Consider the following 26,034-nt stretch of genomic DNA (forward strand, 5'->3'; position numbering starts at 1 on the left):
CCTTCCACCTCCGTTTCAAATGGTCATTATGAGACGTAGCCTTCCGACTGAATCACCTGGGCTGCTATTTCCCGCTTTAATGTCACCAGATTGAGAGGAGTTCGTTTGGACCATTTCTTCAAGACGGAGAGCTGTGTCCGCAGCATATCACCGGAAGCGATCGCACTCAGCACTTCTTTGGCCCAGTTCTCTATGCGCCCGAATTCATCCTGAATGTAAGCCGTTGTCAGTAAAATCGCCAGCTTCGATTTCTCTTCAGAGGTCTGGTTGATCCGTTTCTGCGTCCGCAGCAATGCACTCTCCATCGCAAATATCGAGATCATAATATCGGCAAGGTAGCTAAGTACCTCCTGCTCCTGCTCAAGCTTGGCTTGATAGGTCTGCACCGCACCTGCCCCTACGAGCAGAAATATCTTCTTAGCCATCTTCAGTAAATGGGCTTCCTGCTCGAGAACACCATCTCCCTCTGGAGGACTGACTCGCTCCATCATCTCGGCCTGCAGTTCCATCGCTTTCTGCAGCAGCGGCAATTCTCCCTTAAGCGCCCGCTTCATTAGAGTACCGGGGATCAGCAGCCGATTAATCTCATTCGTTCCCTCGAAAATACGGTTAATCCGCGAATCACGGTAAATCCGCTCAATCCGGTACTCCTTTGTATATCCGTAACCACCATGAATCTGCACACCTTCATCGGCCACAAAATCCAGCGTCTCCGAGCCAAACACCTTATTAATCGAGCATTCCAGCTGATACTCAGCGATCGCCTTGGCGGAACGGTAGCCGACATCTGCAGCGCTAAGATCTACTTCCGCTAGCCCCGTATCAAACAATCCGGCCGTCCGGTAGACCATACTCTCCAGCACATATGTGCGGATGTTCATGTCGGCTAGCTTCTGGCCGATCAGCGGGAAGGAGGAGATTTTCTGGCCGAATTGGGTCCGCTCGTTCGCATAATGAGCCGCAAGCTCAAGCGCGTCCTTAGCTGCTCCGACACAGCCTGCGGCCAATTTGAACCGACCGATGTTCAGTATATTAAAAGCGATCAGATGCCCTTTGCCAACTTCCCAAAGCAGGTTCTCTGCCGGAACTTTGACGTCCTCAAGGATAAGCGGACAGGTGGACGATGCCTTGATGCCCATCTTCTTCTCCTCTGGTCCGATGCTGACGCCCTCCATCGTGCGCTCCACGATAAAGGTGCTGAACTGTGTGCCATCTACCTTGGCATAAACGATGAATATGTCCGCAAATCCTGCATTCGTAATAAATTGCTTCGTACCATTGAGCACATAATGGCTTCCATCCTCGGATAATTGGGCCGTCGCCTTGGCGCCCAGCGCATCCGATCCAGACGAAGGCTCTGTCAAGCAATATGCGGCGATCTTCTCCCCGCTGGCCAGACCCGGCAAGTACTTCTGCTTCTGTTCCTCCGTTCCGAAGTAGACGATCGGCAGCGTCCCGATCCCAACATGCGCTCCGAACGACAAAGCGAAGGAGGAAGCTTTGGTCAGCTTCTCATTGATCAGCGTAGTGCTGACCTTATCCAGTCCCATTCCGCCGTATGCCTCCGGCACATCCGCGCCTAACAAACCTAATTCGCCGGCTTCTCGGAGTAATTTTACCGTCAGATCATAATCCAGATTCTCCAGTTGCTCATCATGCGGGGCAATTTCCCCTTGCACAAATTGCTTCGTCATGTCGGCGATCATCCGCTGCTCTTCCGTGAAATCCTCAGGCGTAACCATATTCTGAAAATCCCCGTCTTCGATCACAAAGCTTCCGCCGCGCACTTTCTTCATCGCTTGCTGATTCATCCGATCCTCTCCTTTTGAAATGATCCTTTTGAACTCGTTGCTCTAACGAAACTACAGATCCCTATTACCGCCAAAACAGTTCGTTTTCAGATCTAACGAAACTACATATCGTTATTTGAGCTAAATTCAAGCTTAAAGCTTCCATTTGGGCTAAATAGCGATACCACGTTTCGTTAGAATTTCTAGAGGCTCGTTTTTGGCCAAATAGCGATACCCTGTTTCGTTAGAATTTCCGGCTGCCACCTTTGTTCCGATAGCTACTGATTCCGTTGTAGGCGGCTTCTAATGCGTGCCGGAACTAACTTGCTTGAATAGCTGCACCTGTCCATTAGCTCCTGTGCCACGATTTGTGCTACCCACGTTACGTAAAAATGTTGTTTCAGGGTTCCAGGGAGCAGCCCCCCAAAGTCCCAATGTCTCGTTGTCCTGCCCCGGCAACTCTACCCGTGCACCTCAAACACTCCGGCTGCGCCCATCCCGCCACCGATACACATCGAGACGACGCCATAACCGCCGCCGCGCCTGCGCAGCTCGGAGATCAGCGAGGCACTTAGCTTCGCTCCCGTACAGCCGAGCGGATGGCCGAGCGCAATCGCGCCCCCGTTCACATTCACTTTCTCCTTATCCAGCTCAAGCTCGCGAATAATATGAAGGCATTGCGAAGCAAAGGCTTCATTGATTTCATACAAGGCTACATCCTCGGCCGTAATTCCGGCCATCGCCAGCGCCTTGGGAATCGCTTTGATCGGTCCGACTCCCATCAGCTCCGGTTCAACGCCGGACAGCGCGAAGGATCGGAACGTCGCCAGAGGTTTTAGCTGCAGCTGCTCAGCCTTTTCTCTGCTCATGACGACCAGCGCGGCAGCTCCGTCGCTCATTTGAGATGAATTGCCTGCCGTTACCGTACCGCCGACCTTGAAACTCGGTGACAGCTTGGAGAGAGCACCCAGCGTCGTATCCTCCCGCACGCCTTCATCCGTATCAAAGACCTTAACCCTCGATCTTACTTTTCCTGAATCTTCGACATCCCTGAACTCGGTCTGGATTGGAACGATTTCCTCCGCATACTTTCCAGCGGCAATCGCTGCCGCAGCCCGCTGATGCGAGCGCAGGGCAAAGGCATCCTGATCCTCGCGGCTAATCCCGAACTTCTCCGCCACTCGCTCCGCTGTATGCCCCATTCCGATGTATACCTCTGGGTACTGCTCCACGATCCGCGGGTTCGGCGACACTTTAAAGCCGGTCATCGGCACATGGCTCATGCTTTCTACGCCTCCGGCGATAATAACGTCCGCATGCCCCAGCATGATTCGTTCCGCAGCAAAAGCGATCGACTGCAGCCCCGAAGAGCAAAAACGATTCACTGTAAGCGCCGGAACCGTCACTGGGAATCCAGCATACAGCGCCATAATACGGGCAAAATTCAGTCCTTGTTCCCCTTCCGGCATCGCACAGCCGATGATAATATCTTCAACATCTTCTTTTTGCAGGCCCTTGGCCCGCTCTACAGCCGCTTCAAGCACGGCCTTGCCTAACTCGTCGGCACGGGTTTGAACGAGGCCGCCTTTTTTCGCCTTGCCGACCGCTGTCCGCGCCAACGATACAATGACTGCTTCTCTCATTTTCTCTTCCCTCCCCAGCTAATTCCGCAGCGGCTTGCCTGTCGTCAGCATATGCTTCATGCGCTGCCTCGTCTTTACCTCACCGCACAGGCTCAGGAATGCCTCCCGCTCCAGGTCGAGCATATACCGCTCGCTGACCAAGGTGCCCGCGGGGACATCTCCACCAGAGAGCACATGTGCCAGCTTCTTCGCGATCAAGAGATCATGATCGCTGATATACCCGCTCTCCCTCATACCGATGGCTCCAAGCTGCAGTACGGCTTTGCCTTCGGCGCCAACAACGCGCAGCTTGCTCTCCTGAATCGGCTCATAACCGGAGCCGGCCAGGCGCAGCACCGCCTGCTTCGCTTCATAAATCGCATAGTCCGGGTTGATCACGACCCGGTCGCTCGCTTTCAGATAGCCGAGACGCTTCGCCTCATGTCCGCTGGTAGACACCTTCGCCATGCCGATCGTCTCGAACAGTCGATTGATATACGGCTGCAGATCCGCCTCTGGCAAATGAGCCTGCATACTCGCCCGCAGCGCCAGCTCCTTACAGCCGCCTCCGGCCGGAATCAGGCCAACGCCTGCCTCGACCAGGCCATAGTATGTCTCCGCCGCGGCGATCACCTGGTCTGCGGGCAGGCATACCTCAACTCCTCCGCCAAGGGTCATCCGGTGCGGCGCGGCGACGACTGGCTTCTCAAAATATTTCAATTGATACATCGTGTTCTGGAACAACGCTATAATGTCATCGACCTCATCCCATTCCTCATCCTCCGCTTCCATCATCAGAAGCATCAGATTGGCGCCGACGCAGAAGTTGCGCCCTTGATTGGCAATGACCAGTCCGGCATAACCACGCTTCCTGATCTCTTCCTGGCTCTGCGTGATCATGCTGAGAATATCTTCACCGATCGCATTGTTCGGGGAATGGAACTCCAGACAGGCCACACCGTCGCCCAGATCAAGCAAGCTTGCGCCAGTGTTGCTTCGAAGCACCCGCTTCTGCTCCTTCAAATCGCGCAGCGAGATGATCTCCGGCGGCTGCTCTACCGCTTTGAATTTTCCGCTCAGCACATGGAACAACTGGCCTTCCTCTCTTTTATAGAACGATGTGTTGCCTGCTGCGATCCATTCGCTGACCCACCCTGGAATCTGAAGACCCTCGGCTTCCATTCTTCTCACGGACGGAATCAAGCCAATGGCGTCCCATGTCTCGAACGGCCCCATTTCCCAATTGAAGCCCCATTTCATCGCTTCGTCGATCTCACGGATGTTGTCCGCGATCTCACCGAGCTTGGCTGCGGAATAGAGCAGCACAGGCTTCAACACATTCCAGGCTAGATCGGAATAACGATCTCCTCCGCTGAGCAGCGCTTTTAACTTCGCTTTGGCACCTTTGGCGGCCTTTGCTGCTTGCAGCGATCCGGAGGAGGGTTTCGCTTGCGGCTCATATGTGAAGCTCTTCAGGTTCAGAGCGAGTATCTGGCTCTTGCCCTGTTCTTTGAGCTTGCGATAGAAGCCCTGGCCCGATTTCTCGCCGAGCCAGCCCTGCCCCACCATCTCCTGAAGCGGCTCTGGCACGGTGAACACTTCGATCTCGGCTTCATCCTGCACATTCTCCCGCACATTGTCCGCCACATGGAGGAAGGTATCGAGGCCGACCAGATCGAGTGTACGGAAGGTCGCACTCTTCGGCCGTCCCATGGCCGGACCCGTTACAGCATCGACCTCCTCAACGGTGTATCCTCGCTGCAGCATCTCCCGCAGTGTAACAAGCAATCCGTACGTACCAATACGATTGGCAATAAAATTAGGCGTATCTTTAGCAATCACCACCGTCTTGCCCAGAGCACGCTCCGCAACTTCGCGCAGGCGGTCAACATGTGCAGGCTCTGTATGCTGTCCGGGAATAATCTCCAGCAGCTTCATATAACGCGGAGGGTTAAAAAAATGTGTTCCCATGAAATGCTGACGGAACTCCAAGGATCTGCTCTCGCTCATTGCCTCAATCGAAATCCCTGATGTATTGGTGCTAACCAGAATACCTGGCTTCCAATGCTGCTCAATCTTGGCCAGAAGCTCTTGCTTTACCGCCAGATTTTCTACTACTACCTCGATGACCCAATCCGCATCCTGAATCCAATGCAGGTGGTCTTCCAGATTGCCCGGACGGATGCGGGCCGCGAATGCTTCATCATATAGCGGTGCTGGCTTTCTTTTGACCATACCGGCTATAGCTGCTGCAGCGAAGCGGTTCCTCACCACCGAGTCCGTGAGTGAATATCCCTTGGCCTGCTCCGCTTCCGTCATTTCCGCAGGAACGATATCGAGCAGCGAACAGGCAATCCCTGCATTGGCAAGCTGCGCCGCAATCCCGGAACCCATAATGCCCGAACCGATAACTACTGCTTTGGAAATTGATCTATTCATCTACACCTACCTCCAACCCATGAAATTCACTTTTAGTGCGTTTCAACTATCTTTTAGATCCGCTAGCGCAAGGTAAGCCTGATCAGTTAGGCCAAGGCCTCGCCAAATACCGACAGCTCCACAATCTCCGCAATATCCTTTGTCCTCACGTCAAGCTCCTTCATTTTGACCCCGTCCTCCAGCATCGTTAGACAATACGGGCATCCGCTGCCGATCATCGTTGGAGATACCTCAAGGGCCTGCTCCGTCCGAGCCAAATTAATTCGCTTGCCACCCGTCTCCTCCATCCACATTAGACCGCCGCCGGCTCCGCAGCACATCGCATTCTCACGCGAGCGCTTCATCTCCATCAGCTCCATTCCGGGAACCCGGCGAAGGATTTCCCTCGGCGCATCATAAATGCCGTTATAACGTCCCAGGTAACAGGAATCGTGGTAAGTCATTCTTTCCCGCACCTCATGGCTAAGGGTCAGCTTCCCTTCTTTAATGAGCCGTTCCAGCAATTGGGTATGGTGAATGACCTCAACGTCCTCAAGTCCAAATTCGGGATATTCATTTTTAAAAGTGTTAAAAGCATGCGGATCGGCAGTCACGATCTTCCGTACCCCATACTGCTGGAACAGCGTGATGTTCTCTTGGCAGAGCTGCTGGAACAGGAACTCATTGCCCATCCGCCTTGGTGTATCGCCGGAATTTTTCTCTTCATTGCCGAGAACGGCAAAGTTGATTCCTGCCTCCAGCATGAGTCTAGCGAAGGAACGGGAAATTTTACGGCTGCGCAGATCGTAAGATCCCATTGAGCCGACAAAGAACAAATATTCAAATTGCGGATTATCATGTACCGTTGGTACAGACAACCCCTCCAGGTCAGCGGTCCAATTGAACCGCTCATTTCGGCTGATCCCCCACGGGTTGCCCTGACGCTCGATATTTTGCAGCGCCCGCCTACCTTCCTGTGGAATACTGCCCTGCATCAGTACAAGATGACGGCGCAGATCGATAATCTTGTCGACATGCTCATTGCCGACCGGACATTGATCCTCACAATTCCGGCAGGTTGTGCAGGACCAAATTTCCTCCTCTGTCATCACATCCCCGATCAGCTCCAGTTCTGCGGCACGAGCATCACCCAAATCGCTCTGATCCTGAACTCCCCAGGCGGCAGACTGCCAATCCAGTGTTGGGCGAATGTCCGTAATGTGTGGCAGACTTGAATCCATCCAGGCTACGGCTGAATTTTTCAGCCCTCTTAACTGATGTGTAGCAGTCTGTGAGGATGCGAAGGCATAGGACGGCTGCCATGGCGATTTTCCGGTCTGCTCGGTACCGACATCAGTCAGATGATCACGCAGCTTCGTTATCAGGTGCATAGGTGACAGCGGTTTGCCCGTATTAGAGGCAGGGCATACATTCGTGCAGCGCCCACATTCTACACAGGCGTAGAAGTCGAGCATCTGCTTGCGCGTAAAGTCCGTGATCGCTCCGGCCCCGAAGCTCTCCGCTTCTTCGTCCTCCAGATCGATGCTGGTCAGGCGACCAGGCGGTTCCGTACGGCGCAGCCAAATATTAATCGGTGCTGTAATCAAATGAAAATGCTTCGATTGTGGAATATACACTAGAAAAATTAACAAGATGAGAAGATGCAGCCACCAAAAGAGATAGAAGAGCACTTCAGCAGCAGAGGTGGATAAAGATTGGAGTGCTAGAGATATTAGTGAGGATACTGGTGCATAGAGAGATGGGTCTAATTGGAACCAAATACGCTCCAGGCTTAATGAGAGTAGAACCGTCAACATAATGGACGATATCAAGATGAGAACAAGGCTTGGTTTCCAGCCTTTCTTCAAACGTGGCAATTGTTCACCATATCTGCGGTAGGCCGCATAACCGATTGCGATCAGAATAAGCAGAACCGTCACTTCCTGGCTAAGCCCGAATAGATGGTAACCAGGTAATAGCAGATGCCCCCCTCGAGTCAATCCTTTGACAATCAAGTCGATGGCACCAAACTGCAAAATAATGAATCCGTAAAAAATCACAATATGCATGACCCCGCTGCGCCAGTCCTTCAGTAGTTTCCGCTGTCCGAATACCTGGCTCAGAAATTCGCCCCAGTTGTTCCAGGAGAGCCTGCTTCTTGCTCGAAACTCTACGGGACGCCCAAGGCTCATGTACAGATAACGATGATATACCGCCTTATAAAATAAATAAATGGCATAGCCCGTTACCAGCAGGAACATAATCCATTGCAGCATTTGCCACACGTTTACTTCACCTGCCCCTCCTTTTAGAGGTCTGAAAATCGACCTTTTTGAACACACCTTAAAATCAAAGATTCATCTTGACAACAAAAGCGCTTTCACCTAAGATGAATAAAAAATGAATGAGTGTTCATTCATTCGATTCAAATTTTAACATTGAGGTGTCAGGATGACAAGTAGAAAACAGGAAAAATATGAAATGATTTTGGATGCCGCCGAGAAGGTGATTGCTGAGAATGGATTCCACGGATCACAGGTAGCCAGAATTGCCAAAGAAGCTGGAGTAGCAGACGGTACGATATATCTATATTTCAAAAACAAGGAAGATATCCTCATTTCCCTGTTCCAGAATCGTTTGGGTAGCCTTGTGGAGTCGTTCAAAAACAACATTTCCGAGGAAGACAGCGCCGAGGAAGCTTTGTACAAAATATGCGATATCCACTTCTCCCTTCTTGAGGAGAATATTCATCTGGCCTTTGTGACTCAAATCGAACTGCGCCAGAGCTCCCTTGAGCTACGCAAAGCGATTGGTCAGGCTGTGAAGCCCTATATTCAATTAATCGAGCATATTCTGATAAAGGGCGTCGCAGACGGGAGCTTCCGCAAGAATCTGGACACGAGATTAACGCGTCAGTTAATCTTCGGGGCTATGGATGAGGTCGTCACCTCATGGCTGATCTCGGGACAGAAATACTCCCTGACATCACAAGTAGCAAACACCGTGGATTTCTTCATCCGAGGTTTAAAGTAGTTCTGAAAATCTGAACTACGGATATTCCCTATTTGTGTTCAAAAAGGCCAGTTTTCAGCACCTTTGAACTACCTCTAAAAAAAGATTTGAAAGGAGTATGATTGATGAACATCTTCGTAATCCTGAAACAAACCTTTGACACCGAGGAGAAAATCAGTATTCAAAACGGCAAAATTGCCGAAGATGGCGTCAAGTTTATTATCAATCCTTATGATGAGTATGCTGTTGAAGAGGCGTTACGTCAGAAGGAACAGCTTGGCGGTTCAGTTACCGTAGTATCTGTTGGTCCAGCTAGGGTCGCCGAAGCACTAAGGACAGCGCTGGCCATGGGTGCGGATGAAGCTGTTCTGATCCAGAATGACGATAGCGAGAGTGATGAATTCACTATCTCTTCTCTTCTGGCCGCTTACTTCCGGGATCAAGCCTTCGATCTTATTCTCGGCGGCTATTTCTCGGTTGACAACGGCGCCGGCCAGACGGCGGTTCGATTAGCCAGATTGCTTGATATTCCCCATGCCTCCGCGATTACCCATCTACAAATTACATCCAATCATGCGACAGTTAACCGCGATGCGGAAGGAGATACCGAGACTATTGAAATTCGTCTGCCTGCCCTTTTCACCGCCCAGCAGGGCCTTAATGAACCGCGTTACCCTTCTCTGCCTGGGATTATGAAGGCTAAGAAGAAACCTTTTCTTACCTTGGAGCAGCAGCAGCTTAATGGGATAGAAGCAGAAATCGCCCCGAAAACAGTACGTACCGCCCTCTCCCTGCCCGCTGAACGTAAGAGCGGCCGCATATTACAAGGAACCATTCAAGAACAGACCGTAGAGTTAGTTCACCTGCTTAGGAACGAGGACAAAGTCATTTAATTGAATGAAGGAGGAATTTCCTATGGGGAACACCTATGTCATCGTAGCCGAGACCAAGGGCGGCCGACTTCGCCAGGTCAGTCTTGAGGCGATTCATGCCGCTGCCCTAGCTAGTCATGAGGAGGATAAACGGATCGCTCTGCTGCTTGGTCATCAACTCAAAGAAGCTGCTGACGAGCTGGCACGTTACACAGAAGTCATTCTGATCGATCATCCCGACTTGGCCTCATATCAGGCAGAGATTTATTTCGCTGCACTAACCCAAGCGTTGGACCCGATACAGCCTTACGCTGTAATCTTTGGCCATACTGCCATTGGACGGGATCTTGCACCACAGATTGCTGCTCACCTAAACGCCGGACAAATCTCTGATGTCACTGCTATTTCCGGATCCGGCGATGCTATTGCCTATACTCGTCCCCTCTATGCCGGGAAAGCGTTCGAGAATAGACAATTCAGCAGTTCACCACAAGTCATCACGATTCGCCCCAACAATATTGCACCCGCTCAGCCTGCTAGCACGTCTTCTTCGATCACCGAATTATCCTATACTCCATCAACTTCACTTCGCAGCGTAATTAAAGAAGTTGTTAGCAAATCCGCTGGCAGAATCGATCTCACGGAAGCCAAAGTCGTCGTCTCTGGTGGCCGCGGAGTCAAGAGCAAAGCTGGCTTTCAACCTCTTGAGGAGCTGGCGGAAGTATTGCAGGGTGCTGTCGGTGCTTCACGTGGCGCTTGTGATGCCGGCTACTGTGACTACTCGCTGCAGATTGGCCAGACAGGTAAAGTAGTAACCCCTGAAATATATATCGCCTGTGGCATTAGCGGAGCGATCCAGCATTTGGCTGGCATGAGTCAATCTCGCATCATTATCGCGATTAACAAAGACCCGGAGGCCCCGATCTTCAAAGTGGCGGATTACGGCATCGTCGGCGATCTGTTCGAGGTCGTGCCGATATTAGCAGAGGAATTTAGAAAACTACTATGCGCCCCGAATTAATGATTGTGATAACTAATAACCCCTAATAATTAGGAATAAATATGTAAATAACCCCAGTACCGTTAAGGTGCTGGGATTATATTTATAATCACTTAATCGTCACTATACTTCCTTCACCACTTGACAGTATGCCAGTTTTATTTAGCTTCACTTCTGCTCCTTCCGGTAGGTTGGAGAACACGATTGGAGAAATAATCGAAGGCGCATGCTCCTTCACATAAGACAAATCCACTTCCATGATTGGTTGTCCGGCAGCTACCAAATCACCTTCCTTAACAAGAATGTTGAAGCCCTGACCCTTCAGCTTCACGGTATTTACCCCGATGTGTACAAGCACTTCCTTGCCGCCGTCTGACATGATGCCGATAGCATGCTTACTCGGGAATACGTTAAATACTTTTCCGTAAACAGGGGAAGCGATTAAACCTTCATGCGGTAAAACCGCAAAACCGTCACCTGTCATTCTTTCTGCGAATACCGGGTCAGGAACGCTGGAAATATCCATCAGTTCACCATTTACCGGCATCACGATATCTTCGTTAATGATCGCGTCTCCATCACGAGCCGCCTGCTGTTCGACTTCGGCCGGCTTTACGACTTCAGTCTTCTCAGCCGCTTGCGGAGCTTTGCCGCTCATGATATCAGCGATTTGCGTTTTTATCGTATCGGAACGTGTCCCAAAGATCGCCTGAATATTGTTCCCGACTTCAAGCACGCCGGAAGCTCCCAGCTTCTTGAGTCGGTCCTTGCTCACATTGCCCTTGTCCTTCACTTCTACCCGCAAACGGGTAATACAGGCATCGAGGTGAGTGATGTTTTCCCCGCCACCAAGCGCGGACAAAATATTGTGCGGCAGATCATCCTGCTGAACGGCTCTGCCTTCTTCCGCCCCCTCTTCTATGTTGTCTGGATCTTCCCGGCCTGGTGTTTTAAGATTGAATTTGCGGATAACAAAGCGGAATCCGAAGTAGTAAATGACCGCAAGAATCAAACCAACGATGATAACGTACCACCATGGGGTCCGGTTTGGGATTACCCCAAAGATGAGGTAGTCGATCAAGCCTCCCGAAAAGGTCATCCCGATTTTGACACCAAGCAGATGCATCGTCATAAAGGATAACCCTGCGAAAATCGTATGCACAGCGAACAGAATGGGAGCGACGAACAGGAAGGAGAATTCGAGCGGTTCCGTAATCCCTGTCAGGAACGATGTTAACGCGGCTGAACCCATAATCCCGGCCACGTATTTTTTGTTCTCAGGTCGGGCTTCGTGGTAGATCGCCAGCGCCGCGGCGGGTAACCCAAACATCATGAACGGGAATTTACCGGTCATAAAGGTACCTGCCGTAAACGGCACCCCATCTCTGAGCTGCGCCATGAAAATTTGCTGGTCCCCACGAACCAACTGTCCGGCTTTATTGACGTATTCTCCAAATTCAAACCAGAATGGCGAATAGAAAATATGATGCAAACCAAATGGAATCAGCGCACGTTCCACGATACCAAAAATCAATGCGGACAAGGTTCGGTTTTGTTCCAGCATGAAGTAGGAAGCAGAGTTTAATCCACTCTGAATTGGCGGCCAAATGACAACCATCAACAAACCGAGCAGCACTGAGGTTGCTGCCGTCATGATGGGAACGAATCGTTTTCCAGCAAAAAAGCCGAGGTAGGACGGAAGCTCGATTTTAAAGAAGCGGCTGTACATCGTAGAGGCCAATATACCAACAATAATCCCACCAAACACGCCGGTAGCCAGTGTTGGAATGCCCAGCACATTGGCGTAAGCCGGATCTGTACCGACCATCGCCGTCGTTACGCCGATGACCGTGCCCATGGTTACATTCATAACGAGATAACCAATGATCGCAGCCAGCCCAGCTACGCCCTCCCCTCCGGACAAACCGACAGCAACACCAACGGCGAACAGCAAGGCTAGGTTCGTAAACACAATCTGCCCGGCATTCATCATAACCGTGGCCACCGCATGGACGACGCTGTTATCTAGAGCTGGAACGAGACTTAGAAACTCTGGACTAATCAGCATGTTGCCGATACCGAGCAGCAACCCTGCGGCAGGAAGCAGCGCGACCGGCAGCATCAGCGCTTTACCGACTCTTTGCAATATACCGAACAAACGCTTGAACATTTACATCCTCCTGAATACAAAATTGTTTAATCACAACAAAAAAAGCATAAGCCAATAAAAGTCCTTATCATGCATGTCATCGTATAGGGATAGATTACCCCGTAAATGGACAATACAATCAAAACCTTTTATAACTCATGCTTTTTCGAACAATTTTCTCTTAAGCCTTAAACTTATTTAGATACTTTCACACGATCTTCAGCTGGAGCGAATTGCTTCTCACCCGGTTGTACAGTTGGTTTACCAAATGGCATTTGACCGATCAATTTCCAGGAAGCCGGAATATTCCATTCGGCCTTCACGGCATCGTCAATCAACGGATTGTAGTGTTGAAGCGTTGCACCAATACCTTCATTCGCAAGCGCAGTCCAGACAACCAATTGCAGCATACCATTGGATTGGTTAGACCATACTGGGAAATTGTCCTTGTAAAGCTCAAATTGTTGTTGCAAGCCTTCAACTACAGCTTGATCCTCGAAGAACAGCACTGTACCATAACCAGCGCGGAAAGCGCCCATCTTCTCAGCGGTAGGCCCGAAGCTTTCAGCAGGAACAACCTTCTTCAAAGTATCCTCTGTAATATTCCACAGCTTATCATGCTGCTCATTCAGCACGACCAACACACGGGAAGATTGCGAGTTGAAAGATGAAGGAGTATGAAGAACCGCTTCTTTTACGATTTCTTCAATCTTCTCATCAGAGATGACAGTCTCCTTGCTAATTCCATACACACTACGTCTGTTCTTCAACAAATCGATAAATTGACTCATTATTATTCAATCTCCTATCCATTTTCATATTATTTTGGCCTAAAAACTGTGAACCATTCAGCAATTTTTGGCCTATTCTCTAAAACAAAAGTTTGATACTAACTATTACTTAGCAACTTATATAAATATATTACACAAGTGATTAGCCTATTGCAAGTATTTTTTTATAAAAAGTTATCTACATTCAAAAAGTAAGCGAATTTATTCGTAGTTATCATCCACTCGCAATCTAAAGACATGAATTAAGTGTCTAAATGGCAAATAAGCATGACCAACGTTATATATCCATCCATGCCTACATGGGTTATACTGGAAAAAACGATTATAGGAGTGTTACATACCTTGGCAAGAACGAAAATCTTCATAAGTTCTGTGAACGAGGATGGGCTGAAGCCGCTCCGCAAAAGCGTGTATCAGGAACTTCACGCCCTTGGCCATGAGCCGGTGATGTGGGAGGAGAATATCGGACCGTGGCTAGCCAGCGCTGATCCCGTTACACTCTGTCTGCAAGCTGTCGAGCAATGCGATATTTATCTGTTGTTCATCGGCAGCAAGGCCGGCACCTATGATAAGGCGGCGGAAAGAACAATCACTCACCTGGAATTCATCAAAGCGCAGGAACAGGAAATTACAATCCTGGTGTTTGCTGATGTCGAGGTTAAGCGGATCTTCTTCAGTACAGTCAAACCGCTGCTCGACCAATATATCGATCAATATATTAGTAAAGAGGAACGTTTCCCTTCCCCGCTTCATATGATGGATGCACTTCGAAAGCATAAGCAAGTTCCAGGGTATATCGATCCCTATGTATGGTATTTCCTCTACGATATGATTTTGCGCAACGTGTATGTAGATGATTTATCATTGGGGGTACCCATCGACTGGAGAAGCTATTTCAGTGATCTACTGCGCAGAGGCTCCCTCCTGCTTCCGCTTGAGGAATCCATCCAGCTTAGCGGTAACCGACTGGAGCAGTTGGACGAAGCTTTTGATCTGATTACCGGTTTAATACCACAAATGCAGATCAGCGGTTTTCGTGATGCGGAGAAATTTCTGAGTCTGATTAAGGACCGAGCTTGCGGCGGTATGATTGAACACGGCTATGGGAAATATATGACGGAGAGTGTCGGAAGCTATGGAGATTGCTCTGCGATAACCCTGTATGTGAGCCAGGAAGATCAACTCCATCTAGTCGCCAAGTGTGGAAAGGCACAAGGTCCCCCATACTATAAGCTGGACAATAAGAGCTCCTACGCCGTTCTGACTTACCAAATGGGTGATCAGCGTGAACAGGTCTTCTTCACCGCAGCCAAGAATATGTTCTACTATTGTATCCGTTCCGGGCCTTATGTCATCACTTTACATTATCCAGCTGAACCAGATTGGGATTATAGGAAGTTTATCCGCTATAAAGAAAGTGTAAACCATGCTATAATAAGTAAAAATCCTGTTATTATTGAATTCATCAAACTAAGTCTAGGAGGGATGCAGCGTGGGTAGCGGTGTATTCGTATCCAAGAATGGACGGGTAAGCAAAGCAATTGGAATTCAACCCAAGGAAGCATTATTATTTGCCCCTCCTAAGAAGAATTCGTCGCAAATATTAGAAGAACAGCGAATCGCTGTGAAACGTAATAGTAAACAAATCAAGGATCGGTTCGCCCAAGCAACCAAACGGGCATGAATTAATTGCATCCTGATTTAAGTTAATGAGTAAGGCCTGAGGCTGGTTTTTATACCGGCACAGGCCTTTTCTATTTTTACTATAGCAAAATCTGTAATCCTGAGAACCATATGGTTACGTATTCTCGGGCAGCTTGAACGATCTGGTCTTCATCGCTATAGAGGCGAATGATCTCAAAATATCCTTCCAGGAACGCAATCGCTAGCGGCCGCGCCGCATCTGAGTTAAGCTGCTTCATTGCTGCCGTCTTTTGATTATAATCTGCAAAATGCATCTTGACATGACCTACAAAGCGATCAAAGAATTCATTTCTAATATTCTCTTGCCGTGTTCCCTTACTCTCGTACAATAAAATCAGCAAACTCTGCCGATATTCGCGCAGAAACTCCGCTAGCAGGCTCTCCAACTGATCCAAGATGATCGGCATACGGTTCGCAGAAATGTCCTCACTATTCTCCATAAGCTCAAGCAGTCGTTCATACGCCGGCATCGTGACAGCCTCCAACAAGGCTTCTTTATTAGGAAAATAACGATACAAGTTGCCGACAGACACCCCCACTTTAGCTGCGATATCCTTCATGGATGTCTTCTCATAACCGGGATCCAGGAACATATTTTGGGCAACCTTCAGCATAGCATGCCGCAACTCATCTTTTAAAACCTGCATAAGCGTGAACCTCCATTCGCTTTTAAATATAGGCATGACCGAACTGAGTTGTCAACGAGCTTCTATAGGGGATGAAATTATCTTGACTTTATAAATGGATCAGCGTATTTTAAAAGTGAATTATAATTCATTATTGAAAACGAGTAATAACGCGCGAACGGATCTGGACGATACTACACAATCTTATAGAAAGGAGCTGCAGGGATTTATGATCGAAGTACATGATTTGAAATATAGGTATCCCGGAAGCAAGGAGCAGGTTCTTCATGGTCTTCATTTTTCTATTCCGAAGGGTGAAATATTTGGCTTTCTGGGTCCCTCAGGTGCCGGCAAAAGCACGGCTCAGAAAATCCTCATCGGCATCCTGAAGCAATACGAAGGGCAAGTCACCGTTTTGGGGAGAAATGTCTGTGATGCTAAGCCTGATTATTACGAGAGAATTGGTGTAGCCTTTGAGTTTCCTAATTTTTATGGTCGTTTTACCGCATTGGAGAATCTCCGTCTGTTTCGTTCCCTCTATAAAGGATCAACGAGCAAACCTGAGGAGCTGCTGGAAAAGGTTGGGCTGGCGAAATACGGCCATACAAAGGTTGAGAACTTCTCCAAAGGAATGAAAATGAGGCTTAACCTGTGCCGTGCGTTGCTAAATCAACCTGATATTTTATTTCTGGATGAGCCTACCTCTGGACTGGACCCGGTTAATGCCCGGTTAGTCAAGGAGATCATTCTACAAATGAAGGCCAATGGGAAAACGGTACTGATTACAACGCACAATATGCATACGGCAGAAGAGATTTGCGATCGGATCGCTTTTATAGTCGACGGACGAATCGTTCTCATTGACACCCCACGTGAATTAAAAGTACAGCACGGTAAAAGGCGCGTCCGGGTGGAGTATAGGAAAGATAAGCAAGTAAAACAAGAACATTTCGCATTAAGTGGAATCGGGACTAATCCAGAGTTCACGGGACTGCTGCTTCGGGAAGAGATTGAAACGATTCATACAGAGGAAGCAACTCTAGAGGACATTTTTATTAAGGTGACGGGGAGGAATCTGGAATGAGAATGGCGGGCGCCATCGCATACGATATAAAACTACAGCATAGACACGGATTTTATTACGCTTACCTGGTGATCAGCCTATTCTATATCATGTTATTGCGCCTTTTGCCTGCTTCCTCCCGTGAAATGGCCGATGTTTTGCTGACGTTTACCGATCCAAGCATGCTTGGCTTTTTCTTTATCGGTGGCCTGGTGCTACTGGAGAAAGGTCATGATATTCATAACACATTATTTGTGACGCCTTATAAACCTGAGGAGTACATGATGTCAAAGACGCTATCCCTTACTTTGTTATCTATGATCAGCAGTTATTTGATTCATGTCAGCCAATTCGGATTCAGTACGAATCCGTTACTGTTTATGACCGGAGTGTTCCTGACGTCTGTATTCTTCACTTTGGCGGGCATGGGGGTAGCCTTTCGTTGCCGCTCATTAAATGGTTTCTTTTTTCTATCTACCCTAGTGACGTTTGTATTTATGCTACCGATTATGGATTTTCTTCATATTTGGTCTACGCCCATTTATTATATATTGCCGACTCAGGGTTCGTTCTTGCTGCTCCGTTCGGCCTTCGAGCCCGTTCCTTGGTTGCAAATCTTATATGCGGTTCTGCTGCTTGCAGGCTGGATCGGTCTTGCTTTCCTCTGGGTACGGTATTCATTCCGGAAGTTTATTATGCTGAGGTTGGGAGGGGATGGATCATGATTCCTGCACTGCGTCTGCTCCGTAGCGATATGAAGCTCGTTGGCCGGGATTCCATGTTATTCTTCTATCTCCTTGCCCCACTACTTCTTATGTCAGCTTTAAAATTTGGGGTGCCGGCTGCTAACGAAGTACTTGCGATTTACTTCCATTTCAACTTATCTGAATATTACGGTCTTATTACCGCTGTAGCTCTTCTCCTGGTTAGCCTGATTCTCGGCTGTATGTGCGGATTTATGATGCTGGATGAGCGGGATGATCATTTGATTCAATATTATGCGGTGACGCCACTATCTCGCAGCGGCTATCTGATTTGCCGCCTTATCACGGCGGTTGTTCTGTCAATTATTTATGATGCGATCCTGCTCTTGCTTGCGGCCCCAGAGTCAGTGACAACATCTCAGGTATTGTACCTGCTACCGATGGCTGCGCTTGAAGCGCCTATTATCGCATTGTTTTTGGTTGCTTTTGCCGCTAATAAAGTGGAGGGTCTTGCTCTATCCAAAGGAGCGAGTCTGATCGTGGCCATTCTAGCGGCAGCCTGGTTCATACACTCTCCTTTAAAATATGGATTGGGCATCTTTCCCCCATTCTGGATTTACGAGGTACTACACAGCGGGTATGAAGGAAGGCCGTGGAAGACTCTCCTGCTCACATTGATTGGCGTAGGCGTTCATCTGCTGGCCGTGTATGTGATGCTTCGTAAATTTCTGCAAAGACAGGATTAACCTGATCGGATGCATGCGCATTATCTTCTAAATACGCCCCCCAATGTCAAAGATACTGACGTTAGGGGGCGTTACTTATTTTTACTTAGTCGCTTAAGCGATCAGCTTCAACCCGACAGCTGCGGACAGAACCATAGCGATGAACAGTATCCTTCTCCATTCTCTGGATTCCCCGTAGAGGATCATTCCGACAAGCGCGCTGCCCACCGTACCAATTCCGGTCCAGATCGCGTAAGCAGTCCCCATGGAGATCGACTCCATCGCAATAGACAGGAGCACAAAACTAAGAATAAAACCGCCGAACAAAAGGGAGAAGGATACGATGTCCTTACGCTGATTCAGCTTATTGATGCCAGCTACTCCCAACACTTCTCCGAACCCGGCCAATATAAGCAAGATCCAGGCCATGCTTATCCCTCCTCCTTCATTTCATGCTCTTTCGTAATCGTCTTCAAACCAACTACGCCGGCTAACAGCAGCAGAATCAATAAAATTTTCGCCAGCTTGACCGGTTCATTGAAGATGAGCATCTCCGTCAATACGGTACCCGCAGTTCCGATACCTGTAAATACAGCATACGCCGTTCCTACCGGCAGCTTCCTTGTCGACAGAATTAACAGATACATACTAAACACGATCGAGAACGCAGTTCCAATCCATTCCAGAGCAGTTCCTGCATGCTTCAGTCCGATGACCCAGCTAATCTCGAGCAATCCAGCAATAAATACCAATGACCAGTTACGGCTCATTTCCTCACTCCTCTCTCTAGCGATGTCCAGATGGATACGGTCTTGAAGGATTCAATCCCACTGCCTCTCTCTTCTCCGAACCTCGTAAAGACAAAAAAAAGCCGGAGAAGATATCCTCTCTGATATCCTCCCGGGCTTTTATCCCTCCGTGTCCACAGACTCTTGAGCCTGTGCGTTCTCTCTCGGACCAGTCCAGCGTCAAGCCGCGCTGCGGAACCCTAGAGAACAAAATGTAACCCTATCATAAGGGAAACGAAAGCTCGGGTCAACTATGTTAATCCAATCATGGGGATCGATGTCACCGGAAATATGCCCCCGCTTGTAACCTGCTTCCCAATGTTTTAACATAATAATTGCGGAATATTGTTATTATTTACAATCAAATAGATATATAAAAAGGAGTGTAGATGAATATGGACAGAAAGCTGTTCTCCACTTTTACGATCAAGAATACGACATTTAGAAATCGGGTCGTGATGTCCCCCATGTGCATGTACTCTTCACCGAATAAGGACGGTAAGGTCGCTGATTGGCATCTCGTCCACTACCCGACCCGTGCGGTTGGCGGCGTTGGTCTGATTATTGTCGAAGCTACCGCTGTATCGCCAGAAGGCCGCATCTCTTATAGAGACCTCGGCATCTGGGATGACGAGCATATCGAAGGGCTGCAAAGACTTGTATCCCTGATTCAGCAGAACGGGGCCAAAGCCGGAATCCAGCTTGCCCATGCAGGCCGTAAGGCTGATCTTGAGGAGACTATTCTTGCTCCATCAGCAATTCCGTTCGCTACAATGAAGACGCCAAAGGCCGCTGATCTCGAAGAGATTCAGGGGATCGTGCATAAATTCCGGGAGGCGGCTCGCCGTGCTAAAGAGGCTGGGTTCGATGTCATCGAAATTCACGCAGCTCATGGGTATTTGCTGAATGAATTCCTATCGCCTCTCTCCAATCACCGCGAGGACGAATACGGGGGTAATGCTGACAACCGTTATCGTCTACTCGGGGAAGTTATCGAAGCCATAAAACAGGAATGGAATGGCCCTCTATTCGTGCGCATCTCCGCCGAGGAATATGCTGAAGGCGGCAATCACCTTGAGGACTACGTCAGTTATGTCCGTAAAATGAAGGAACAAGGCGTTGATCTGATCGATTGCAGCTCAGGTGCCCTTGTACCAGCTCATATAGATATTTTCCCTGGCTATCAGGTGCATCTGTCGGAACAAATTCGTCATCAAGCCGATATCTCAACCGGCGCGGTAGGACTTATTACATGCCCGCAGCACGCAGAGGAGATTATCGGCAACGGCAGAGCCGATCTGGTCTTGCTTGGACGCGAACTGCTGAAGGACCCATATTGGACCTTACATGCAGCCAAAGAGCTAGGCGTTGAGATTCAGCCTCCGAAGCAGTATGATCGGGCGTTCTAATGATGAACGATATGGATAGAACTCAAACCGTGCTCAACTACAGGCACATCTTAATTATGACCGCAGTAGAGGCCGAGCGTGAGGCCGTACTGCGTGGCATTGCCAAGGCTGCGAGTGAGCAAAGTCCTTCAGGACAAGTAAAGTTTGATGTGCAGTTATGCGGGGTCGGCCCCATATCAGCGGCAGCAGAGACCGCCGCCTATTTGGCCGCCAATCCGAATTATGATCTCGTTCTTAGCGCCGGCATCGGCGGTGGCTTCACAGAACGCGCCGAGATCGGTTCGATCGCCATCGCCGATAGTATCATTGCTGCCGATCTGGGAGCCGAGACGGGGGATGGCTTCTCCAGTGTGGACAAGCTTGGCTTCGGTTCGTCAAGCATTCCGGTGGCTTCTGATCTCACTGAAGAGTTGACCAAGTCGATCCAGAATGCCGGGTGGGCGGTCTGCAGCGGGCCTATTCTAACCCTTTCCACTGTGACCGGAACTCAGGAAACTACCGATGATCTGAAGCGAAGAATTCCCGGAGCTGTGGCAGAAGCCATGGAAGGCTATGGTGCGGCATTTGCTGCTCACCGCCTGAACATCCCCGTCATGGAGATCCGGACGATATCCAATGCTGTAGGCCCGCGTAATCGTGAGCTATGGCGAATTGGCGACGCCCTGCAGGCACTTGAACAGGCCTGCTATATTTTATCGGAGGTATTGCAACGATGAGAATTGCATTTTCACCCTGTCCTAATGATACTTTTATATTCCATGCCCTAGTACATGGCTTGATCCTGGGAACACCTGAATTTGAAGTAACCTATGCCGATATCGATCGAACGAACGGATGGGCGGCTGACGGGAATGGCGGAGATATTATGAAGATATCGTTCGCCGCTCTGCCCTGGGTACTCGACAAATACGCCCTGCTTCCATGTGGAGGGGCGCTTGGACGCGGCTGTGGACCGCTTGTATTGACCAAGGGGGATTCCGAGCAGCTTGGCGATCCCGCATCCCTCTCTGGCCGACGCGTTGCAGTACCTAGCGAACGCTCTACAGCATATCTGCTGTTCCGGCTTTGGGCTGCACAACATGTACCGGGAGGCGTTGGGGAGATTATCGTCATGCCATTTGATAAGATCATGCCTGCGGTCCAGAATGGCTCCATCGATGCCGGACTGGTCATTCATGAAGCACGTTTTACTTATAAAAACTACGGTTTACAGCTGATGGCCGATCTTGGCAATTGGTGGGAAGAAGATACGGGCTTGCCGATTCCGTTAGGTGCGATCATTGCTGATCGTTCGCTCGATCTTGCTTCTATCAGCAACTGGATCAAGCAATCTGTAGAATATGCCTGGGCTCATCCAGAAGCATCAGAAGAATATGTGCTCAGTCATGCCCAAGAGATGTCCCCTGAGGTTACGCAAGCACATATTAATCTCTATGTGAACAAATACTCAGCGGATCTGGGCGATGACGGCTATGCTGCGATATCAGCCCTACTGAACCGTGCCGCCGATGAAGGCCTGGTTCCGGCCATCGATCCTTCGGCATTGCGAGTATAAGAACTCCATACCGTTTATAGACACTCTTTCGTCTTAAACAAAGGCTAATTGAAGTTCTTTCAGAGTTAATTGAATTTCATCAAGGATGATGACTTCCCTGACGCTAGCTGTCAGGGAAGTTGTTTTATAATAAGCTCAATTAATGATGACAGGAGTGTTATTGATGCCAGCAAACAATGCTTATCTTTATGTATTTGATACAATGTCAGATTGGGAATATGGGTATTTAGTTGCCGAACTAAACTCAGGAAGATTCTTCAGAAGCGAATTAGCCCCTTTAAAAGTAGTTACAGTAGGTGCTACTAAAGATATCATTACTACAATGGGAGGACTGAAAATAAAACCGGATATCCCCCTGGTTGATTGTACTCTAGAGAGTAAAGATCTTATCATTTTACCTGGTGGGAATACTTGGGGAGAAAAAATCCATCAACCTATCTTAAAAAAAATTGGCAAGGCTATTGATAACGGTACTGTTGTCGCTGCAATTTGTGGGGCAACTGAGGGGCTCGCGAATAGCGGATACCTGAACTCAAGAAAGCATACAAGCAATAACCTAGAGTATCTGAAAATGGTCTGTCCAACTTATAAAGGGGAAGATTTTTATGAACTGGGGCCCGCGGTATCTGATAATAATTTGGTTACTTCATCAGGAGTAGCTCCTCTGGAATTTGCTATGGAGGTTCTAAAAGTTTTAGATGTATTTGCACCAGAGACACTCCATGCATGGTATAACCTTAATAAAACTCATCAAGCAGAGTATTTTTTTCAGTTAATGGACTCGATTAATAATGAGCCTAACGAAAAGAAATGAATAATAAAAAGCTGTAGCTAGACGTTAATAACGGCTTTAGCTACAGCTTCTTACTTTATTTATCACAGTCTTACTGCCAGCGCTTCAACGTAGGAAGCAGGCCCTGTAGCATAGAACGTGCCGTCTCCTCACTCATTCCTCCCGGCTCATCCGACACCATATGGGGAACACATATCTCGATCATTTCATCCATTGTCACATCCGCCGTGAAGTTTCCTTCCTTATAGCAATAATGACAATAGTCCTCGCTCTTAGAGCCATCTGCTTCCGTCCCGTACTCAGCTTCAGGCTGGTTCATCGGCATAGCGCAGCTCTGGCATAGCTTCATATCATTCATCTCAAATTCCTCCATTCAAATTTTCATCTTGACTCAATCCAATGATTTGATAAAGCTCTGTATTTGCTTCTTATGTTTCTTATCATGCGGAATAAATCCACGTAAATAACCGTTAATGCTGAATTTCTTACCGTCTCCATCCATATAACTTCGCAAATACTCCTCTTCCTGTAAACCGGAAATAGTACGGATAATCTTCGAGCGATATTCTATGAATTGATCATAGATTTCCAGCTTCGTCCTGGATTTCGCGTACTGGATCGCATGGGCATTGAACTGGTTGAAGTCCTGATGCTTAACAGTCAGGGGTTCTCCCAGCTTGATCTTCTCAATAGCGTCCTCGTAGAAATACTTATCCCAGAGCATGATATGACACAGCATGTCCTTCACCGTCCATTTCCCTTCTGCAATCGGAGTATCCCAATACCTATCCTCCAACTCACAGATTGAAGCAATGAACGGAATAAACCCATTGTACTCCTCCACCATTTGCGTACTTGTCTTTGCCACTCGTCCCCTCCTCCCTACTAATCATTAACTGTCATTTCGTTGGATCTATTTTCATTATATAGGCGTTTAACTGACAGCTTTGTGTCATATTAAGTATACCTTCCGATCATATTTTTCAATTTACTTTTAATAATTTCACGGATATGTGTGGGTTCAAGCACCTCAGCCATATCGCCAAAAGATAGGATATAGCCATACACCCAGTCATCCTCCGGATAAGATGCTGTCACAATGAAACTTCCATCCTCACAGCGAGCAATTTGCTCCTCTTCGAACTCATCATAAATCCGGTATAATAACGTATCCTTTATTTTTAGCTTAAATGTAACCATCGTCTGGGCTGCCCAGCCCGTCTGTTCTTGCTCTTCATGGATGGCATCCAGATTACTCCGGCTACAGTTCTCTTCAAGGACAATCAGATCTTTCATCCTTGACAGCTTGAACACACGCATCGCCTGTCTGTCCAGGCAATACGCCCTCAAATACCAGGTTCTCCCTTTAAACCAGAGCTGCAGTGGTTCCACCACCCGTGTTGTTTTCTCATATGAGCTTGTACCATAATAGTCGAAAGAAAGCCGGTGTCGTTCCAGTATAGCGGTCTTAATGAGCTGGAAACGCTCCTGCTTCTCATCGCCCCAATGAGTAAAATCAACCTCAATCCAGTTTGCCTGCTGGAACCCAAACATACCACTCATTTTCGTGAGAATCTGATTCACTTCAGGATAATGAGTTGCTTTCATGCCCTGTAGGACGGAGAGGATGTCCCTCTGCTCCTGCTCAGATAGCAGTGATTTGTTCAGAACATAGCTCTCGAGCAGACTGATTCCGCCGCCCTTTCCTTTGTTCGTGTAGATCGGTATGTTAGCCTCGCTAAGGATATCGAGATCTCGATAGATCGTTCGCGGTGACACCTCAAAATGATCTGCAAGCTCCTTTGCGGTGACCATCCGCTTATCCAGTAAAATATAAACAATTTCAAACAAACGCGAAATTTTTGACATGTGTCCTCCTGCATCGCTTCTAGCGATACATTCTCTTAACTCCCCTTATTTCCCGAATCTACGGCGATACCCGCACTTGCGGCATAGCTCCTCGACGGCTTCCCTGCGCGAGAATCCTTCGTATAAGCGATTCGCTCTCTCTCCCTCAATAATCTCAGAGAATGGCCTATCGTACACATTGCCTAAGTTAATAACTCCCTCTCCATCTAGGCAACAAGGGATCACTGTACCATCGACTAGAATTCCCGCCTGATTGCGCAGCGCATGGCAGAATCCACGTCCATCGTCCTCTTCCGCTTTCAGATCAGGCCAATCGAACTCCACATCCTGATTCAAATAAATCCGTTCGGCAATTTTAACACCGCTGCCAGGAACTACCTTCTCCTCAATCCGATAATCAAGTCCAAACTCCTCTTCGATCAAGCCAAGGGTAGCTCTATTGCGGCTGCGTATGTGGTTCTCGACATTATCTCTCGTTAGATTCCAGAGTCGGAAGGACACAATCAAATCCGATAGTGCCGTCGCTTCGCGCACGAAGGTGAAGATCTCTCGCAAATAGCCTTCGCGATTCTCCGAGCCGGCATGTCCATCGAAGCTGTGTAGGGAGAAATTCATTTGCCTTAGCGCAGGCTTGCCGAGCAGCTTGGAAGCTGCCTTATGAATCAACGTTCCATTTGTTGTAATATTCACTTTGAAGCCTTTTTCATAGCTCAGATCAAGCAATTGATCAATTTTGGGGTGAAGCAGCGGTTCGCCTTTAACATGAAAATATATATAATCCGTATGCGGCTTAATATCATCCAGGATTTTGCTGAAATCCTCCACTTTAATAAAACGGGCTTGTCTCTCCGTTGGTGGGCAGAAACTACAGGCCAAATTGCAAATGCTCGTCGTCTCAATATAAAATTTCTTGAATTTCTTCATATACGTTCTCTCTTCTCCAATCCTCAAGCACTTGCTAGAGATGATCTATCAGACCCATCCTCATAATTTTGTCCAATCTACTTCCTATTCTAACTGATATGTCCTAAAAGTCACGGTAATTCCACAGTAATATCTGACTGTTCATCCACGGACCGCCGCGCCATGCCGGATTCTCCATACATAAGCTTAAGCTTCTTCCGACCTAACGTTGCGGTCCGTC

25 protein-coding genes and 1 riboswitch are annotated in these 26,034 nt (G+C 48.5%); of the genes, 12 read left to right on the forward strand and 13 right to left on the reverse strand.

Translation table 11 applies throughout. The features are described 5' to 3' along the window. Positions 1-26: 26 nt before the first annotated feature. The 4 genes from EI981_RS15960 to EI981_RS15975 form a co-directional block, all read right to left on the reverse strand. A complete protein-coding gene (locus tag EI981_RS15960; protein ID WP_126999761.1) occupies positions 27-1,811 on the reverse strand; it encodes an acyl-CoA dehydrogenase family protein in 1,785 nt (594 codons plus the stop codon). Between the two features lie 440 nt (positions 1,812-2,251). Next, positions 2,252-3,433: an acetyl-CoA C-acyltransferase gene (locus tag EI981_RS15965; protein WP_126999763.1), complete on the reverse strand. Its 1,182-nt coding sequence runs from the start codon at positions 3,431-3,433 to the stop codon at positions 2,252-2,254. 18 nt (positions 3,434-3,451) lie between these two features. Continuing rightward, a complete protein-coding gene (locus EI981_RS15970; protein ID WP_126999765.1) occupies positions 3,452-5,851 on the reverse strand; it encodes a 3-hydroxyacyl-CoA dehydrogenase/enoyl-CoA hydratase family protein in 2,400 nt (799 codons plus the stop codon). A gap of 86 nt (positions 5,852-5,937) precedes the next feature. Beyond that, positions 5,938-8,106 (reverse strand): (Fe-S)-binding protein, encoded by a 2,169-nt coding sequence (locus EI981_RS15975; RefSeq protein ID WP_193556498.1) that lies wholly within the window; start codon positions 8,104-8,106, stop codon positions 5,938-5,940. 175 nt (positions 8,107-8,281) lie between these two features. Here EI981_RS15975 and EI981_RS15980 point away from each other — a divergent pair, with 175 nt between their 5' ends. From EI981_RS15980 to EI981_RS15990, 3 genes are all read left to right on the forward strand, one after another. Continuing rightward, positions 8,282-8,863 (forward strand): fatty acid metabolism transcriptional regulator FadR, encoded by a 582-nt coding sequence (locus EI981_RS15980; RefSeq protein ID WP_126999769.1) that lies wholly within the window; start codon positions 8,282-8,284, stop codon positions 8,861-8,863. A gap of 104 nt (positions 8,864-8,967) precedes the next feature. Continuing rightward, positions 8,968-9,735 carry an electron transfer flavoprotein subunit beta/FixA family protein gene (locus tag EI981_RS15985; RefSeq protein ID WP_126999771.1) on the forward strand — a complete coding sequence of 256 codons (768 nt, stop codon included), beginning with the start codon at positions 8,968-8,970 and terminating at the stop codon, positions 9,733-9,735. A gap of 22 nt (positions 9,736-9,757) precedes the next feature. Further along, positions 9,758-10,735, forward strand: a complete 978-nt coding sequence (locus tag EI981_RS15990; RefSeq protein WP_126999773.1) for an electron transfer flavoprotein subunit alpha/FixB family protein — start codon at positions 9,758-9,760, stop codon at positions 10,733-10,735. Positions 10,736-10,823: 88 nt separating this feature from the next. Here the strand turns inward: EI981_RS15990 and ptsG are convergent, their stop codons facing one another. Both ptsG and EI981_RS16000 read right to left on the reverse strand, forming a co-directional pair. Continuing rightward, a complete protein-coding gene (ptsG, locus tag EI981_RS15995) occupies positions 10,824-12,884 on the reverse strand; it encodes a glucose-specific PTS transporter subunit IIBC (protein WP_126999775.1) in 2,061 nt (686 codons plus the stop codon). A 173-nt stretch (positions 12,885-13,057) separates the two neighbouring features. Further along, positions 13,058-13,654 (reverse strand): nitroreductase family protein, encoded by a 597-nt coding sequence (locus EI981_RS16000; RefSeq protein WP_193556378.1) that lies wholly within the window; start codon positions 13,652-13,654, stop codon positions 13,058-13,060. A 342-nt stretch (positions 13,655-13,996) separates the two neighbouring features. Between EI981_RS16000 and EI981_RS16005 the strand changes: the two genes are divergently transcribed. Both EI981_RS16005 and EI981_RS16010 read left to right on the forward strand, forming a co-directional pair. After that, positions 13,997-15,154, forward strand: coding sequence for a DUF4062 domain-containing protein (locus EI981_RS16005; protein WP_162616195.1), 1,158 nt, complete (start codon positions 13,997-13,999; stop codon positions 15,152-15,154). Next, positions 15,147-15,338, forward strand: coding sequence for a hypothetical protein (locus EI981_RS16010; protein ID WP_126999782.1), 192 nt, complete (start codon positions 15,147-15,149; stop codon positions 15,336-15,338). The genes EI981_RS16005 and EI981_RS16010 overlap by 8 nt, the downstream gene beginning before the upstream one ends. Before the next feature lie 79 nt (positions 15,339-15,417). Here the strand turns inward: EI981_RS16010 and EI981_RS16015 are convergent, their stop codons facing one another. After that, on the reverse strand, positions 15,418-16,005 hold the full coding sequence (locus EI981_RS16015) for a TetR/AcrR family transcriptional regulator (RefSeq protein WP_162616196.1): 588 nt from the start codon (positions 16,003-16,005) through the stop codon (positions 15,418-15,420). 208 nt (positions 16,006-16,213) lie between these two features. On the opposite strand from EI981_RS16015, the gene EI981_RS16020 reads away from it, so the two are divergent. The 3 genes from EI981_RS16020 to EI981_RS16030 are packed head-to-tail and all read left to right on the forward strand — an operon-like array spanning position 16,214 to position 18,497. After that, positions 16,214-17,068 (forward strand): ABC transporter ATP-binding protein, encoded by an 855-nt coding sequence (locus tag EI981_RS16020; protein WP_126999786.1) that lies wholly within the window; start codon positions 16,214-16,216, stop codon positions 17,066-17,068. Then, on the forward strand, positions 17,065-17,772 hold the full coding sequence (locus EI981_RS16025; RefSeq protein ID WP_126999788.1) for a fluoroquinolone export ABC transporter permease subunit: 708 nt from the start codon (positions 17,065-17,067) through the stop codon (positions 17,770-17,772). The genes EI981_RS16020 and EI981_RS16025 overlap by 4 nt, the downstream gene beginning before the upstream one ends. Next, positions 17,769-18,497: a hypothetical protein gene (locus EI981_RS16030; protein ID WP_126999790.1), complete on the forward strand. Its 729-nt coding sequence runs from the start codon at positions 17,769-17,771 to the stop codon at positions 18,495-18,497. Before EI981_RS16025 ends, EI981_RS16030 begins: the two co-directional genes overlap by 4 nt. A gap of 93 nt (positions 18,498-18,590) precedes the next feature. Here EI981_RS16030 and EI981_RS16035 read toward each other — a convergent pair whose 3' ends face one another. Beyond that, entirely contained in the window at positions 18,591-18,905 is a 315-nt protein-coding gene (locus EI981_RS16035) for a DMT family transporter (RefSeq protein ID WP_126999792.1), read from the reverse strand. 2 nt (positions 18,906-18,907) lie between these two features. Further along, the gene (locus EI981_RS16040; RefSeq protein WP_126999794.1) at positions 18,908-19,246 is read right to left on the reverse strand and encodes a DMT family transporter; all 339 of its coding nucleotides are present in this window, start codon (positions 19,244-19,246) and stop codon (positions 18,908-18,910) included. Positions 19,247-19,371: 125 nt separating this feature from the next. Then, a riboswitch (guanidine-I (ykkC/yxkD leader) is annotated at positions 19,372-19,479 on the reverse strand. A 180-nt stretch (positions 19,480-19,659) separates the two neighbouring features. On the opposite strand from EI981_RS16040, the gene namA reads away from it, so the two are divergent. The 4 genes from namA (at position 19,660) to EI981_RS16060 (ending at position 23,042) form a co-directional block, all read left to right on the forward strand. Next, the gene (gene namA / locus EI981_RS16045) at positions 19,660-20,673 is read left to right on the forward strand and encodes an NADPH dehydrogenase NamA (protein ID WP_126999796.1); all 1,014 of its coding nucleotides are present in this window, start codon (positions 19,660-19,662) and stop codon (positions 20,671-20,673) included. Between the two features lie 11 nt (positions 20,674-20,684). Further along, positions 20,685-21,389 (forward strand): futalosine hydrolase, encoded by a 705-nt coding sequence (locus EI981_RS16050; protein ID WP_126999798.1) that lies wholly within the window; start codon positions 20,685-20,687, stop codon positions 21,387-21,389. After that, positions 21,386-22,228, forward strand: a complete 843-nt coding sequence (locus EI981_RS16055; RefSeq protein WP_126999800.1) for a 1,4-dihydroxy-6-naphtoate synthase — start codon at positions 21,386-21,388, stop codon at positions 22,226-22,228. Before EI981_RS16050 ends, EI981_RS16055 begins: the two co-directional genes overlap by 4 nt. Before the next feature lie 163 nt (positions 22,229-22,391). Then, entirely contained in the window at positions 22,392-23,042 is a 651-nt protein-coding gene (locus tag EI981_RS16060) for a type 1 glutamine amidotransferase family protein (RefSeq protein ID WP_126999802.1), read from the forward strand. Positions 23,043-23,112: 70 nt separating this feature from the next. On the opposite strand, the gene EI981_RS16065 is transcribed toward EI981_RS16060, so the two are convergent. From EI981_RS16065 to EI981_RS16080, 4 genes are all read right to left on the reverse strand, one after another. Next, on the reverse strand, positions 23,113-23,379 hold the full coding sequence (locus EI981_RS16065) for a zinc ribbon domain-containing protein (RefSeq protein WP_126999804.1): 267 nt from the start codon (positions 23,377-23,379) through the stop codon (positions 23,113-23,115). Between the two features lie 33 nt (positions 23,380-23,412). After that, positions 23,413-23,889, reverse strand: a complete 477-nt coding sequence (locus EI981_RS16070; protein ID WP_126999805.1) for a DinB family protein — start codon at positions 23,887-23,889, stop codon at positions 23,413-23,415. 89 nt (positions 23,890-23,978) lie between these two features. Further along, on the reverse strand, positions 23,979-24,890 hold the full coding sequence (locus EI981_RS16075) for a helix-turn-helix transcriptional regulator (RefSeq protein ID WP_126999807.1): 912 nt from the start codon (positions 24,888-24,890) through the stop codon (positions 23,979-23,981). A gap of 45 nt (positions 24,891-24,935) precedes the next feature. After that, the gene (locus EI981_RS16080) at positions 24,936-25,814 is read right to left on the reverse strand and encodes a radical SAM/SPASM domain-containing protein (protein ID WP_126999809.1); all 879 of its coding nucleotides are present in this window, start codon (positions 25,812-25,814) and stop codon (positions 24,936-24,938) included. Between the last annotated feature and the right edge of the window lie 220 nt (positions 25,815-26,034).

The sequence above is a fragment of the Paenibacillus lutimineralis genome, from assembly GCF_003991425.1.
In the GTDB taxonomy this organism is placed as follows: domain Bacteria; phylum Bacillota; class Bacilli; order Paenibacillales; family Paenibacillaceae; genus Fontibacillus; species Fontibacillus lutimineralis.

Coding starts and splice junctions, on each gene's coding strand:
- EI981_RS16030 (WP_126999790.1), top strand. CDS start 17,769: ATGATTCCTGCACTGCGTCTGCTCCGTAGCGATATGAAGCTCGTTGGC.
- EI981_RS16055 (WP_126999800.1), top strand. CDS start 21,386: ATGAGAATTGCATTTTCACCCTGTCCTAATGATACTTTTATATTCCAT.
- EI981_RS16075 (WP_126999807.1), bottom strand. CDS start 24,890: ATGTCAAAAATTTCGCGTTTGTTTGAAATTGTTTATATTTTACTGGAT.
- EI981_RS15980 (WP_126999769.1), top strand. CDS start 8,282: ATGACAAGTAGAAAACAGGAAAAATATGAAATGATTTTGGATGCCGCC.
- namA (WP_126999796.1), top strand. CDS start 19,660: ATGGACAGAAAGCTGTTCTCCACTTTTACGATCAAGAATACGACATTT.
- EI981_RS16065 (WP_126999804.1), bottom strand. CDS start 23,379: ATGAATGATATGAAGCTATGCCAGAGCTGCGCTATGCCGATGAACCAG.
- EI981_RS15965 (WP_126999763.1), bottom strand. CDS start 3,433: ATGAGAGAAGCAGTCATTGTATCGTTGGCGCGGACAGCGGTCGGCAAG.
- EI981_RS16040 (WP_126999794.1), bottom strand. CDS start 19,246: ATGAGCCGTAACTGGTCATTGGTATTTATTGCTGGATTGCTCGAGATT.
- EI981_RS16035 (WP_126999792.1), bottom strand. CDS start 18,905: ATGGCCTGGATCTTGCTTATATTGGCCGGGTTCGGAGAAGTGTTGGGA.
- EI981_RS15985 (WP_126999771.1), top strand. CDS start 8,968: ATGAACATCTTCGTAATCCTGAAACAAACCTTTGACACCGAGGAGAAA.
- EI981_RS16020 (WP_126999786.1), top strand. CDS start 16,214: ATGATCGAAGTACATGATTTGAAATATAGGTATCCCGGAAGCAAGGAG.
- EI981_RS16015 (WP_162616196.1), bottom strand. CDS start 16,005: ATGCAGGTTTTAAAAGATGAGTTGCGGCATGCTATGCTGAAGGTTGCC.
- EI981_RS16025 (WP_126999788.1), top strand. CDS start 17,065: ATGAGAATGGCGGGCGCCATCGCATACGATATAAAACTACAGCATAGA.
- EI981_RS15960 (WP_126999761.1), bottom strand. CDS start 1,811: ATGAATCAGCAAGCGATGAAGAAAGTGCGCGGCGGAAGCTTTGTGATC.
- EI981_RS16080 (WP_126999809.1), bottom strand. CDS start 25,814: ATGAAGAAATTCAAGAAATTTTATATTGAGACGACGAGCATTTGCAAT.
- ptsG (WP_126999775.1), bottom strand. CDS start 12,884: ATGTTCAAGCGTTTGTTCGGTATATTGCAAAGAGTCGGTAAAGCGCTG.
- EI981_RS16000 (WP_193556378.1), bottom strand. CDS start 13,654: ATGAGTCAATTTATCGATTTGTTGAAGAACAGACGTAGTGTGTATGGA.
- EI981_RS16050 (WP_126999798.1), top strand. CDS start 20,685: ATGGATAGAACTCAAACCGTGCTCAACTACAGGCACATCTTAATTATG.
- EI981_RS16060 (WP_126999802.1), top strand. CDS start 22,392: ATGCCAGCAAACAATGCTTATCTTTATGTATTTGATACAATGTCAGAT.
- EI981_RS15970 (WP_126999765.1), bottom strand. CDS start 5,851: ATGAATAGATCAATTTCCAAAGCAGTAGTTATCGGTTCGGGCATTATG.
- EI981_RS15975 (WP_193556498.1), bottom strand. CDS start 8,106: ATGCTGCAATGGATTATGTTCCTGCTGGTAACGGGCTATGCCATTTAT.
- EI981_RS15990 (WP_126999773.1), top strand. CDS start 9,758: ATGGGGAACACCTATGTCATCGTAGCCGAGACCAAGGGCGGCCGACTT.